General features: G+C 37.8%; 13 protein-coding genes and 1 pseudogene. 9 read left to right on the forward strand and 5 right to left on the reverse strand.

Features of this window, described 5'->3' with window-relative positions; all coding sequences use genetic code 11:
- Positions 1–44 precede the first annotated feature (44 nt).
- Positions 45–551, forward strand: a complete 507-nt coding sequence (locus tag AACQ83_RS17320; RefSeq protein ID WP_112878883.1) for a hypothetical protein — start codon at positions 45–47, stop codon at positions 549–551.
- Between the two features lie 49 nt (positions 552–600).
- Here AACQ83_RS17320 and sspB read toward each other — a convergent pair whose 3' ends face one another.
- From sspB to zapE, 5 genes are all read right to left on the reverse strand, one after another.
- Positions 601–1,116, reverse strand: a complete 516-nt coding sequence (sspB, locus tag AACQ83_RS17325) for a ClpXP protease specificity-enhancing factor (protein ID WP_112878884.1) — start codon at positions 1,114–1,116, stop codon at positions 601–603.
- 3 nt (positions 1,117–1,119) lie between these two features.
- The gene (gene sspA / locus AACQ83_RS17330) at positions 1,120–1,761 is read right to left on the reverse strand and encodes a stringent starvation protein SspA (RefSeq protein WP_058589205.1); all 642 of its coding nucleotides are present in this window, start codon (positions 1,759–1,761) and stop codon (positions 1,120–1,122) included.
- Positions 1,762–2,091: 330 nt separating this feature from the next.
- The gene (gene rpsI, locus AACQ83_RS17335) at positions 2,092–2,484 is read right to left on the reverse strand and encodes a 30S ribosomal protein S9 (protein WP_011148146.1); all 393 of its coding nucleotides are present in this window, start codon (positions 2,482–2,484) and stop codon (positions 2,092–2,094) included.
- A 15-nt stretch (positions 2,485–2,499) separates the two neighbouring features.
- Positions 2,500–2,928 carry a 50S ribosomal protein L13 gene (gene rplM / locus AACQ83_RS17340; protein WP_112878885.1) on the reverse strand — a complete coding sequence of 143 codons (429 nt, stop codon included), beginning with the start codon at positions 2,926–2,928 and terminating at the stop codon, positions 2,500–2,502.
- A 253-nt stretch (positions 2,929–3,181) separates the two neighbouring features.
- A complete protein-coding gene (gene zapE / locus AACQ83_RS17345) occupies positions 3,182–4,312 on the reverse strand; it encodes a cell division protein ZapE (RefSeq protein ID WP_112878886.1) in 1,131 nt (376 codons plus the stop codon).
- 218 nt (positions 4,313–4,530) lie between these two features.
- Between zapE and zapG the strand changes: the two genes are divergently transcribed.
- The 8 genes and pseudogenes from zapG (at position 4,531) to AACQ83_RS17385 (ending at position 13,507) form a co-directional block, all read left to right on the forward strand.
- Complete coding sequence (gene zapG, locus AACQ83_RS17350) at positions 4,531–4,935, forward strand: Z-ring associated protein ZapG (protein ID WP_011148149.1); 405 nt, start codon at positions 4,531–4,533, stop codon at positions 4,933–4,935.
- 236 nt (positions 4,936–5,171) lie between these two features.
- The gene (degQ, locus tag AACQ83_RS17355; protein WP_112878887.1) at positions 5,172–6,548 is read left to right on the forward strand and encodes a serine endoprotease DegQ; all 1,377 of its coding nucleotides are present in this window, start codon (positions 5,172–5,174) and stop codon (positions 6,546–6,548) included.
- Between the two features lie 142 nt (positions 6,549–6,690).
- Positions 6,691–6,846 (forward strand): annotated as a pseudogene (locus AACQ83_RS17360) (type II toxin-antitoxin system VapB family antitoxin); the annotation flags it as partial.
- A 1,804-nt stretch (positions 6,847–8,650) separates the two neighbouring features.
- Entirely contained in the window at positions 8,651–9,709 is a 1,059-nt protein-coding gene (gene degS, locus AACQ83_RS17365) for an outer membrane-stress sensor serine endopeptidase DegS (RefSeq protein WP_112878888.1), read from the forward strand.
- A 775-nt stretch (positions 9,710–10,484) separates the two neighbouring features.
- The gene (locus tag AACQ83_RS17370; protein ID WP_112878889.1) at positions 10,485–11,333 is read left to right on the forward strand and encodes an MBL fold metallo-hydrolase; all 849 of its coding nucleotides are present in this window, start codon (positions 10,485–10,487) and stop codon (positions 11,331–11,333) included.
- A gap of 15 nt (positions 11,334–11,348) precedes the next feature.
- Complete coding sequence (locus AACQ83_RS17375) at positions 11,349–11,927, forward strand: hypothetical protein (RefSeq protein WP_112878890.1); 579 nt, start codon at positions 11,349–11,351, stop codon at positions 11,925–11,927.
- 144 nt (positions 11,928–12,071) lie between these two features.
- Entirely contained in the window at positions 12,072–12,947 is an 876-nt protein-coding gene (locus AACQ83_RS17380; protein WP_146747914.1) for a hypothetical protein, read from the forward strand.
- A 131-nt stretch (positions 12,948–13,078) separates the two neighbouring features.
- Positions 13,079–13,507, forward strand: a complete 429-nt coding sequence (locus AACQ83_RS17385; RefSeq protein ID WP_112878892.1) for a hypothetical protein — start codon at positions 13,079–13,081, stop codon at positions 13,505–13,507.
- The last annotated feature ends 102 nt before the right edge of the window (positions 13,508–13,609 follow it).

A 13,609-nucleotide genomic window follows, 5' to 3' on the forward strand; every position in this document is an offset into this window, starting at 1 on the left:
CAAATATCACGATGCTTATTCAACTATAAATACTGGAAATATTAATGAAGCTAATAAAAACCTTAACTTTATTATCTCCAATGCTGTTTATCAGTCATACAGCACTTGCTTTATCACAGCCCTTAACATCTGAAAATATTAATAAAGAAATTATGAATAGAGGTACCAATTCTGTAGTGGCAGAATTAGGTGAAATAGGAGCCAAACAAGAAATCACTCACAACATTTCTACTGGTGATAGTAAATGGATAAAACTGGCTTTTAAATTAACGCAAAGCATACACCTAGGTTTTGCCAAAGAAGTTCGCTACGCATTATCCCTAGCATTAATTAATAATCCTGTTGAAGTCCTTGCTAACGTAGATAAAGAAAACAATATATCATTGGCTGATATCTGCACAATCCCACCAGAACTGGGGACCAGAGAGAATAAAATAGAATTTGTAGATAAGGTTAAAAAGAGCTTAGGCGCTATCACAGATTCCAAAGCTAAAAACGGAGCAGAAGATTGTTTTTGGGAATTAGAAAAAGCCTACAATACAGAATTCTAATCAATGAATTTGAAAAAATAAGGAGGCAAACCGCCCCCTCTTTTAACGCTTATTTTACTACCCGTAAAGCAGGGCGCCCTCTTGTCGGTTTTGGTGGCTCATCATCAGGTGAAGCTCCACTATCATCTCCAGCACCGGGCAATGCATCCGTAACTAATACCAGATTATCTGTCGCGGATGCAGAGGTATCAGCCTTATCCTGATCTGAAGCGGATTTAAAAAGATATTCATCTTTATAAGCTGCTTCAGGCTCAAACATCATTCCCGCCCCATTTTCACGGCCATAAATCGCAATAACTGCCGCCATCGGTACATTAACCCGACGGGGAACACCACCAAAACGGGCATTGAAGCGTACTTCATCATTGGTTAACTCAAGATTACCAACAGCTCTCGGCGCTATATTCAGCACAATTTGCCCATCACGGGCATATTCCATTGGTACATTAACTCCACGTAAAGTCACGTCTATAACTAGATGCGGAGTCATATCATTATCGAGTAACCACTCATAGTGAGCACGCAACAAATAAGGACGACGGGGAGACATTTGAGACAGCTCCATAAATCAGCTCCTGGATTGCAAGCGCATTTCACGTTCAGCTTCGGTTAATGAAGCCAAGAATGCATCACGCTCAAAGACACGCTGCATGTAAATTTGTAAATCTTTAGTACCAGAACTCGGTAATTCTATACCCAATACCGGCAAACGCCACAGTAAAGGAGCAAGATAACAATCAACCAAACTGAATTCTTCGCTCATAAAGAATGGCATCTCTTTAAATATTGGCGCCACTGCTAGCAACTCTTCTGCTAATCGTTTACGGGCAGTATTGGCCTCTTGAGAATTGCCTTCCTCAATAGTATGCATCAGGGAATACCAGTCTTTTTCGATGCGGTGCATCATCAAACGGCTGGAACCACGGGCAACTGGATATACAGGCATTAATGGTGGATGAGGAAAGCGTTCATCCAGATATTCCATAATGATGCGGGAATCATATAGCGTCAGCTCACGATCAACCAAAGTCGGAACTGTCTGATAAGGGTTCAGATCGATAAGGTCCTGTGGCAAGTTACCTGCCTCAACCTGCTCAACTTCAACACTGACACCTTTTTCCGCCAATACAATTCGCACTTGATGGCTAAAAATGTCGGCCGGGCCTGAAAACAGAGTCATTACCGAACGTTTGTTGGCAGCGACAGCCATGAAAACCTCCAAGTTTATCTAAAAAGGGAATGAATAGCCCCACACGACCACGACTATTCTTACTCATTCATTCTCATCCCTTATGTTTCTACGCCACAACGGTGAATACGGAATGCGCTACTCAACACAATTACTTTCGTTTCAACGCAATCATTACCGTTTCAACGCAATTACTACCGTTCAGATAGTAGGCAGACAAATGGATGAGGCAAAAATTGGCACTAGTTTACCAGATTTTGTACATTTTGGGGGAAGTGTGTGGATAATTAAGTAAAAAACCCGCCACAAAGACGGGTTTGCACATTAAATAATTGCCATAAAGACAAAAAATTAACGTTTGGAGAACTGTGGACGACGACGTGCTTTACGCAGACCAACTTTCTTACGTTCAACTTCACGAGCATCGCGGGTAACGAAGCCAGCTTTACGAAGATCAGAACGCAGAGTTTCGTCATACGCCATCAGTGCGCGGGTGATACCGTGACGGATTGCACCTGCTTGACCAGAAATACCACCACCTTTAACAGTGATGTACAGATCCAGTTTACCCAACATATCAACCAACTCCAGCGGCTGACGAACAACCATGCGCGCTGTTTCACGGCCGAAGTAAACTTCAAGGCTGCGTTTGTTGATGACGATATTACCGCTACCTGGCTTAATAAAGACACGTGCGGAAGAGCTTTTGCGGCGACCAGTGCCGTAGTATTGATTTTCAGCCATTGCCTATAATCCCGATTAAATGTCCAGAACTTGCGGTTGCTGTGCCGCATGGTTGTGCTCGCTACCTGCATAAACTTTCAGTTTACGGTACATTGCACGGCCCAGCGGCCCTTTTGGCAGCATGCCTTTAACCGCGATTTCAATTACACGCTCAGGGCGGCGGGCAATCATCTCTTCAAAGGTCGCTTGCTTAATACCACCGATATGACCGGTGTGGTGATAGTAGATTTTATCAGAACGCTTGTTGCCGGTGACTGCAACTTTTTCTGCATTAACGATGATGATGTAATCACCGGTATCAACATGCGGAGTGTATTCCGCTTTATGCTTGCCGCGCAGACGGCTAGCCACTTCAGTTGCAAGACGGCCTAAAGTTTTGCCATCTGCGTCAACAACATACCAGTCGCGTTTTACGGTTTCTGGTTTAGCTGTAAAAGTTTTCATTAAAGCTTACCCAATAATAAGTTACACGTTGGTGAACACTCAAGGTTCAGAAACTTGCTGAGGTTCACACGACTCTTGTCCAGCAAACCTACCCCTTCGAATAGCCTATGCCGGCACTATTGCAAGTTTTTGGGAAAAAAACATTGCCGTAACGTGGGGTTGCAAGATTATAGAGAAGTCAAAAATAAAAATCGACCCCAATTTGAATATTTAAAATCAGTTTTGAGTCTGAAATATACGGGTGAACACAAAATTAAGGTAAATGAGGTAATTTCAGATACTCTTCACTTTGCATCTCTTGCAAACGGGATAAGCAACGCTGGTATTCGAAAACCAACAACACCCCTTGGTAAATTTGCTCCATCGGCACCGCCGCATTAATTATCAATTTTACCCGGCGTTCGTAAAATTCATCAACCAGTGCCAGGAAACGGCGAGCAGCATTTTCATTACCCGGCATTATCGCTGGAACCTGATATAACAAAACCGTGTGATAAAGTTTTGATAAAACAATATAATCCATCTGACTACGCGCATCTTCACACAAAACTTTAAATCCAATTGCCAATACACCGTCAGCATGACGAATCGCGGGCATCTGCCGGTGGTTAATTTCCAATACAGCGGCTTGTTCACCGCTATTACCGGCTAAAAGAGTAAACATTCGATCCATCGCGCGTTCATTATCTTCATTCAGCGGTGTGAAATAGAGATGAGCTTGAGTCAACGTGCGCAACCGATAGTCAATACCCGAATCCACATTCATCACGTCACAATATTTTTTGATCTGCTCAATAGCAGGCAAAAAGCGAGCTCTCTGTAAACCATTACGATAGAGTTCATCAGGAGGAATATTTGACGTTGCAATCAAGGTAATCCCCCTGACAAACAGCGCTTCCAACAATGTACCAAGAATCATAGCATCAGTAATATCGGAGACAAAAAATTCATCAAAGCAAAGTACATCTGTTTCCGTTTTAAAACCATCAGCCACAATATCCAGCGGATTTTCATGCCCTTGCAATACCTTTAATTCTTCATGTACCCGCAGCATAAAACGATGGAAATGCAAACGTAGTTTTCTTTCACCGGGTAAACTCTGGTAAAACATATCCATTAACCAAGTTTTCCCTCTACCAACGCCCCCCCACATATAAAGCCCTTGAACAGGCGCACAGCTCATTGAAGCCTGCTTTCCTAACAGTTTACTCAGACGCCTTTTCAAGCTTTGTCGCCTTACGGGATTGCCGGGAGAAGCATTAATCAGAGTATTGTGAATGGTATCCAATTGCGCTACAACTTGGCGCTGAACATCATCTGGTTGGTATTTACCCTTAGAAAGGGCTTCTTGATAGTATGATGAAGGGGTAATCAATGATGGCATAACAATAACAATCCTTAAAATAATCGCCCGTTTTTTATCGTTTTTATGATTCAGATTGACCTTATTACCGGATCAATTGTCTACAATAAGGTCCACAATAAGATCTACAAGCAAATGTAAATCATGATCAATATTCCACTCTAACTAGATTAACGGTTATAGTGACGATAATTAAGTGAAACATTCTGCGGAACAACGATGTCGATGAAGGAGTAGCTATGACTTGGGAGTATGCACTGATTGGCTTGGTGGTTGGTTTTGCTATCGGAGCGCTAGTTATGCGTTTTGGTAACACTAAGCTGCGCCAGCAAAAAGCCTTACAAACTGAACTGGAGAATAATAAATCAGAACTGGAAGAGTACCGTAAAGAATTAGTTGGTCATTTTGCCCGTAGTGCAGAATTACTCGACAATATGGCTCGCGATTATCGTCAGTTATATCAACATATGGCTAAAAGCTCTCATGAACTGATGCCGAATATGCCAGCACAAGAAAATCCATTTAATTATCGATTGACTGAGTCAGAAGCGGATAATGATCAATCTCCGGTTAAAATGCCACCAAGAGATTATTCCGATGGCGCTTCCGGCCTGTTTCGTCCGATGAATGAAAAAAACCAGTAAATACCCTGCTGTGGCACATCGTGTGCCACAGCATTAATTCAAATGTAAAATCTATTATCTACCTACAAGTTTTGTTTTTTTGTTTTTCAATCATGTAAATACCTGTAAAGAATCATGCTAAATCTGTTTGCCCGATGAACTTTATTTAATAATTAACAGTCATAGAGTAATCATGGCAGCTTGCCAGAATTAACTCAATTAGCCTTCGGCTTAGGTATACAAGAGAACAAAATTAGATGAAAAGAAAACACTTATTCCTTAGTGCATTAGCCATCAGTATCGGATTGTCTACAATTTCTGTCCCTACGATTAGCAATGCTGCTTTGCCTGCTGCTATCGCCGGTCAGGCGTTGCCAAGCCTCGCACCGATGCTTGAAAAAGTCCTGCCTGCGGTTGTCAGCGTGCATGTCTCTGGTACGCAGGTACAACAGGAACAGAGTATACCTGAAGAATTCAGGTTCTTCTTTGGCCCAAATCTCCCAATGGGCCGTGAAAGTACCCGCCCATTCCAAGGGCTTGGTTCAGGTGTCATCATTGACGCTGCCAAAGGTTATATATTAACCAACAATCACGTTATTGAGAATGCAGATAAAATCCGTGTGCAATTGAATGATGGCCGTGAATATGAAGCCAAATTATTAGGCCGCGATCCTCAGACAGATATTGCCTTGCTGCAACTGAAAGATGCTAAGAATTTAACTGCAATTACTATGGCCGATTCTGATAAGCTCCGAGTTGGCGATTTCGCTGTTGCAGTTGGTAATCCATTCGGCCTTGGTCAAACTGCAACTTCCGGCATTATCTCTGCGTTAGGGCGTAGCGGTTTGAATCTGGAAGGATTGGAAAACTTCATCCAAACAGATGCCTCTATTAACCGTGGCAACTCCGGTGGCGCACTGGTTAATTTGAATGGTGAATTAATCGGTATCAATACTGCTATTCTGGCCCCAGGCGGCGGTAACATCGGTATCGGCTTTGCAATCCCAAGTAATATGGCAAAAACCCTGAGCGAGCAGCTTATCGCGCATGGTGAAGTAAAACGCGGTATCCTCGGTATTAAAGGTACTGAAATGAATTCCGATATCGCTAAGGCATTCAATATTGACGCCCAGCGCGGAGCATTTGTCAGTGAAGTATTACCAAAATCCGCAGCAGCGAAAGCAGGTATTAAATCTGGCGATATTCTTATTTCCGTTGAGGGTAAGAAGATTAGTAGCTTTGCTGAACTGAAAGCCAAAATCGGCACAACGATACCAGGTAAAGAAATTAAAATTGGTTTATTGCGTAAAGGTAAGCCAATGGAGGTTTCTGTTACGCTGGAAAACAGTGAAGGTCAAACAACCAAAGCCGGAAATCTAACCCTTGCCCTGCAAGGTGCAACCCTAAGCAATGGTGAAGTGAAAGGGACTTACGGTGTGAAAATCGATAGTGTTGCTCAAAACTCACCGGCGGTGTTATCTGGCTTACAGAAAAATGACCTGATTGTTGGGATCAATAATGAACGGGTACAGAACATTAATGAACTGCGCAAAGTTATTGATTCTAAACCACCCGTCATAGCTCTGAACATTCTTCGCGGAGAAGAGAGTATCTATCTGTTACTGAGAAATTAATACTTTTAGTAAAAATCGATCCAATTCCATTTAAGGCACAGCGTAACGCTGTGTCTTATGGTGCTGATCAACCTATTTAAAATAATGAGGTTTGTTTTTCCATTAGTAAAAATGTTTTATACTTGGCTATCTCAATTTCTAAGGAGTGAATGTATTGGAAATTATTCGTGAAGGCGATACCATTATTTTTCAACCAGCTAAACCCAGTTGGAATTCCTTTTTGCAACAAGAAAAAGCTGACTTTGATTTTTTCATCGAACGACTGGATATTGTGGAAGAAGGACGCATTAAGTTATGAAAAAATATAAACCATTGTTTTAACCGCTGCTTTTAATCGGCATCAGGTGTTAAACGTTGTTTTTACCACTTTTAACACCTGATTTTTATTAAGTTTAATCATCATGGCATATCGTATTTTACATTTAACCAACGTTAATCATATCCGCTTTTTTATCTTTTCTGATACTGTTTACTCTCAATTCTGAAAGTTTTTTATAGGCCGTAACCCTTTATTTTCCGCATAAATTATGACAGTAAATAACTTGATAATGTTAAAGATATCCCTTTATATTTTTTCCGATAATTAACTTTCTGTTTAGCAGTTAAATCCTACCACATTAACCGTTTTATCCCTCTTTTTATTGCGTTATGTTTATAATTTTCTCAGTAAAATAACGGTTAGAAAACACTTTAATATCAACATGCTGAATAATATTCTTTTACCTGCTGATTTCTTTTCAACTTTCTGTTAATGGTTAATAGCATTTAATTAAATGTAATTAAATGCCCTTATAAAAAGGCATCTATTAAGTTAAACCTGCCTTCTCCTTTTATATAAAATCTCTAATTTCTCTGTATACTCACTTTTAAATGATCATAGCAAGGAATAAACCATCTTTAATTCACTCTATACCTTTTAAAAAGCTGGCATTAAATAACGTTTCATAATTCTGCCACACATAGACCTATCCCCCCTAAAAAAGCGCCTACGATTGCTAAAAACGAGAAATACAAGTAAAAATAGCGAGTTAATCATGTTAAAAAAATGTAACCTGTAAAACGATTCTTATGTTTAGAGTTTTCCTATTTTTTTAATCAAAAGTGCATCCAATAAATGGTTATCATTAAGCAGATTTTATAAACCTAATGTTCTTTCGTTTCCTTCCAAAGATTTAACTTCCTCTTTTCCATTAAACTGATTATGAGGTTTTCTCTTTTTCCTGTATTTAATTCTTTAGTTTTAAAACCAGAGCAGATAACAGATATGCTAATAATATTAAGATCAATGCCTATTTCTTTAATCATTTTTAATACTGCTAATCTAGTCAACCTAAAAATTTATCGGCCCTCTTTAATGATTGCCTCTGATTTTTCGTAAACTTCTTACAAACCATGTAAAATCTCTTATTTAAGAAAATTAGTTTAGTGCGGTTAATAATATTAAACATTTTCATTCTGATTATTGGATTAATACTGTCACTTTGTTAATCAATTCAAGACCGGTTTTTCCTGATGTTTTCTCTTCCAATGTCAGTATGGCATTGAATTTTTTACCCGTTTTAAAAAAGCCTTAATCACTTATTTTTACCTTTATTGACTAAAGCTTTCACCTATTTTTTCCAGATTTTAAAACTACACTGACAGACCATAAACGGCTTTTTAACCACTGTTTTATCATATACCCTATGGATTTCAAGATGCATCGCTACGGCAAGGGAGTGAATCCCCGGGAGCATAGGTAACTATGTGACCGGGCTAAATGAGTGAAAGTTTCTGTCACTCCTTGCTTTCAGATCACATAAAAAACGACACCTCACATGATTTAATCTGAGTAAATCTTAACATTACGAAGTAAATAAAAAGCGCTAAAACGAAAAGTTAAAGACAGTGAAAACAGCGTTAAAACCCCTCCGGTTGTAGCAAAATGCGATAAAAAAAGTTTAATACCCATGTAAACTGTCAGTACAAATTTTTTCGTTTTATTATTAATGAAAACTCAATAGTGATAATCGAAGCGCTAAAAGTAGATACAGCATAATGCGGTGTCTGTTAATTTCTATGTTATCCTGCCATGACTCATTAACTCACACTGAATAATACCCATGATTGCCAAGTTGCTGCGCTCTGCTTTTTTAGGATTACTTGTCGCTGTAATTTTACTGATTACCATTCCATCGCTGCGCCCTAGCGGGCTGATATCTGCAATTACCAGCAATAGTAATGACGAAGTTCCATTCAGCTTTAATAAAGGTGTCCGCAGGGCGGCGCCCGCCGTGGTTAACGTCTACAGCAGCAACATGGGGAGTTTTTCTCATCAAGGTCGGGAAAACCATACCCTTGGTTCTGGCGTCATCATGAGCGATAAGGGCTACATCCTTACCAATAAACACGTCATTAATAATGCAGGACAAATTATTGTTGCACTGCAAGACGGTCATTTTTATGAAGCTCTGGTCATAGGTTCTGATAGCTTAACGGATCTTGCTGTCCTGAAAATTAATGCCGAGAACCTGCCTGTCATAACGATTAATCCAAATAGAGTCGCGCATGTGGGAGATGTCGTTCTCGCCATTGGTAACCCTTACAACTTGGGGCAAACCATTACTCAAGGGATTATTAGCGCTACCGGTCGCGTTGGATTAAGCCCTACCCGCCGCCAAAACTTTCTCCAAACTGATGCTTCCATTAATCAAGGTAACTCCGGCGGTGCACTGATTAACACCCTTGGTGAGCTGGTAGGTATCAATACATTATCATTCGATAAAAGTGAAAATGGTGAAACGCCAGAAGGATTGGGGTTTGCTATTCCGACTGAACTCGCCACTAAAATTATGCAGAAACTTATCCGTGACGGACGGGTTATCCGGGGTTTTATCGGCATAACGTCACAAGAGCTGCCACATATTCGCTCTTCTAACGGCAATATTAACCAGATTCAAGGGCTACGAGTATTTCAGGTGACTGCAAACGGGCCAGCGCAGAAAGCCGGTATCAAAGTGGGTGATATCATTACCAGTGTCAATAATAAACCCGCTATTTCTGCGGTTGAAACAATGGATCAAGTGGCTGAAATACGCCCCGGCAGCGTTGTTCCTGTCACTTTATTACGCGATGGGAAAATATTATCGTTGCAAGTAACTATTGAAGAATTTGAAAGTTAACGATAATTCATGATACTTCAATGAATAACCGGTCAATTAAAATAGTTAATTATCAGAGTGAATCTGTATCACCAATAACTTAACGAGCAATCATATGGACAGAAAGCAAAGTTTGCGCCAGCGTCGTCGATTTTCTCCTCTGCCTCGCTACTTGGTTTTCTATACACAATCTTGTACATCAATAGCAAAGCGTTTTAACTTGAAGATTGACATTTTACCAAGACATCAAGCACATTAGCTTGTTTACTGATGCTTGATTAAATGGGACAACACTGTAGGACTTACATTAGCTAAGTACTATTTACTACTACTTACAGTTTTCATTAGGAATTATGATGCTTTCTCAATAAAGAATTTACACTACCAAAACTCTGGTCCAACAATAAACTTCACTCTCTTTTAGTCAACAAGCCCCAACTCACCTATCGGTTAAATAAAGTATATAAAACATAATTTATGTGACATTTACCTCATATCTTAGAGGTCATCATTGACCAAAAACATCAAAATAATTTACTAACACTCTCTTGGAGTACTATGCAAAACCACGTATTCTTTTTTATTCCAATGAACTAGGCAACATCATCGATTAAAAGAGAAAAATATGAGTGATAAAGAAAAAGTTAAATTAATACGTTTACTTAAACAAGTAAAAGGAAAGAAAAACTCCAAAAGTCAGACTTCAAAATCTGACGCTATCGCTGCTTACCACTATTAATTTTTAGGTTAACAGCAACCTACACAGGTTGCTGTTTTGCCATATATGGAGTGATGTATGCAATTAACATTTGTCGGTCATCAAAGTTGGCTAATCTCTCACAAAAATACAAATATTTTGATTGTTCCTGTCTTAGGTTCAACAATGGGGAACACCCGATATATAAAATTCGAAATATACCCTCCAAGAAACGTTGATGTAAGTAATATGCCATCAATCGATGCTGTATTTATATCACATGAACATGTTGATCATTTCGACATCGATACTCTGTCAATACTGCCAAAGGGAACAACTATTTATATATCACTACTTATGCCAATCTGTATAAAAACAGCTTTAGAGCACCTAGGGCATAATGTCATATTACATTCATTTAAAGAAGAAATAAGAGTAAAAGATATCAAAATAAAGCCATTCTCTGCTCCATATGAAACAATATTATGGGAGTCAAGGGTAACTCAATACTTAGTATCAGATGTTGATGAAGAAAAATGTAACGGTTTTATAGCAGTGGATGCAATAATCAGCGAGGAGTACATTGAAGGGATCGGTGATCAATACCCAAATCCACAGTGGATCATAGTAGCAAATAATTCACAGTGTACACCAAAACAAGCTCAAGGAGCATATACAAATTTGCTACCACTAGAATCGTCAAGACTTAGCGGCAAGAATTATAGAGGAGTCAAATTACTTAACTCTATATTAATAGACTATCTTGATGGCATCCCTGAGGAAACTAAGATATTGATTTGTGGCAATGGATTTATAAATCCAAGAGAGAATTATGGCCCATTCCTATTCTCATATAATAAGGTATTGTCTGAAATTGCCAACCAATTATCAATTAAAGAAAATGTTTGTGGACCATATCCAGGTGAAGTAATAGAAGTTATAGATTGAAAGCTTTCAATCAGTTTGTCTGGCTGGATAGAACTAAATAAAAACAAACATTTAAATCTAAAAAATAAGCTAATTAAGTACAGGGATGAAGAATCTGGCGTTGAGCTCAGCCCATTTATTCCTGTACTCGGTGAACTTAGTGAAACAGAAGAAAAAAATGGGTTAGCTACGATTGAAAATGAACTAACTGACATGGCTCGAGCTCTAGCTATTGATCCTTTGGTTGGCCGATTAGCAATTTCAATGAATAACTATGTAAATGGTGAATTGAGTGATAACCGGATTCTAATAAAGTTTAAAGATAAAGATTTTGGATATGTTTATTCTGTATCATCCTGTCAATTTACCAAGACTTACACACATGATAACTATTTAAGTGAATATCCATTTGGTGTTGAAATATATATTCAAGATTTCGTTGGCCTATGTTTAGGTAAAATACAAATTTGGGACTTAGCAGGGACGAGTATACGTAGCTGGTATCTTGGTGGAATATATGAGAACATTATTGTGTTTTTCTATAAATACTTTGGAGAACAAAGAAGGCCTGATTTAGCACTTAAAGTATACGAAGAATATATCTCACAAAAATAAGGTAGAAAATGAATATCTCTGCAATTAAGAATGATTTAAGAAAGCAATATAGTACTTTTATCTTGTTTCCTATTGAAACAGGAATTAATTTATTATCTTCTTTTTTTTTCATTTTCCATATTAATTTACATAATAACACTGCCTTTGACTAATGGTTTAGAGGCAAGTAATGTTGGCCTGATTATCTTCTTAATTGTAATATTGAGACCTACCTTAAGTGTAATTAATAACATAAGCCTGTTCCTTATTACTAAAAAACAGGCTTATATTCTCTCAACATTTGATGACTGTTTTACAAGCAAAAAAGATGCTCAGCAGAATGAACACGACATTGTAAATTACTCCTCGTATGACACTAGTGTTGTTTTGATTATATCTAGGGTAATTTGCTTTATCTATCTTTCCATTCTCATGGTTGTTAATATTGAAGAGGGTACAGTTGGCTTACTATCATTGTGTTCTATATTGATACCATTATCATTTTTTCTATTTAAAAAACGAGTCCATCTTTCTAAGAAACTAGCAAAGATAAGGAAGCTAAGATATGGATTTATTGGAGATAACTTTGAGGCCCTGACTGCTATATTGTTAACTGGGTACCAAGGGGGAAAATTTCTAAGCTTGAATAGAATTATTGATACTGAAGAAAAAATAAAACGCATTGATTCATTATGGCGAGCTGTAGATATTGCATCAAATGCGTTTTTAAAAGTTATTCCTGTCCTTTTTATAATCCTGATTGGTAAAGAAATAGACAATAGTGACAAATTACTCATTCTTTTATATTCTCTAATTCTGGTTGGCGAATATCTTGGTTTAATTAGATTACTAACACCATTTTATGATGGTTATCTGGCCAAATTATCAATTATCAATTATCAATTATCAATTATCAATTATCAATTATCAGTAGACATAAGAATTACCAATACAAGCCAGAGGAATACTATAACCTGGATGGCACACAAGGTTTTATTGAAAAAACCATTCTGGGGAATATATTTTTATCAAAAGAGTTAATCAATAGGAGCATATTAAATAAGCTATGTTATGAAATCTTCCAAATTAATAAGTATATTAATATGAGTTCAAACATTAACGAACTGTCAAGAGGACAATTAAATCTTATTTTTGCCGCAAGGAATGTATATATGGCTATAATTAATAATTATAAAGGCCATATTTATTTCGATGTAAATAGGACTGGCTGGGATTCTAAGTTATTACTTGATTTAGAAGATATAATTTCAAAATTAAAAATAGAATATCAAATTGATATTCTACTATCACATCTTCATGAAACTAAAGATATAGAATTGGAAACAAAAAATGAAACCATAAAATACACGTTAGATAGTAAAGTTAGATCAGAGGAAGATCATACCAAAATTTCCAGATTTTTGTCTATTTTTAGCTATAATTCTTTAATTGGGATTATACTATTGTTCATTGCCAGTTTTTCATTATTCGAATTGGGAAGAATTACATATAACGAATATAACAGTGAGACCTATAAGATAACATTCACATCTCTATTAGGCCTAATTTCATTTATCCGTCATTCCGCACCGTATTTCTGATTTAAAAATAGTGTGATCTTACACAGGTTTTTTGTATTGATGACATCGGTGGGGTTGACGGTAATCGCCAATTTTGATCTATTACTTTTATTTGCCGGAAAG

This window comes from Photorhabdus sp. S10-54 (genome assembly GCF_963878145.1).
GTDB classification, from domain to species: Bacteria; Pseudomonadota; Gammaproteobacteria; order Enterobacterales; family Enterobacteriaceae; genus Photorhabdus; species Photorhabdus kayaii.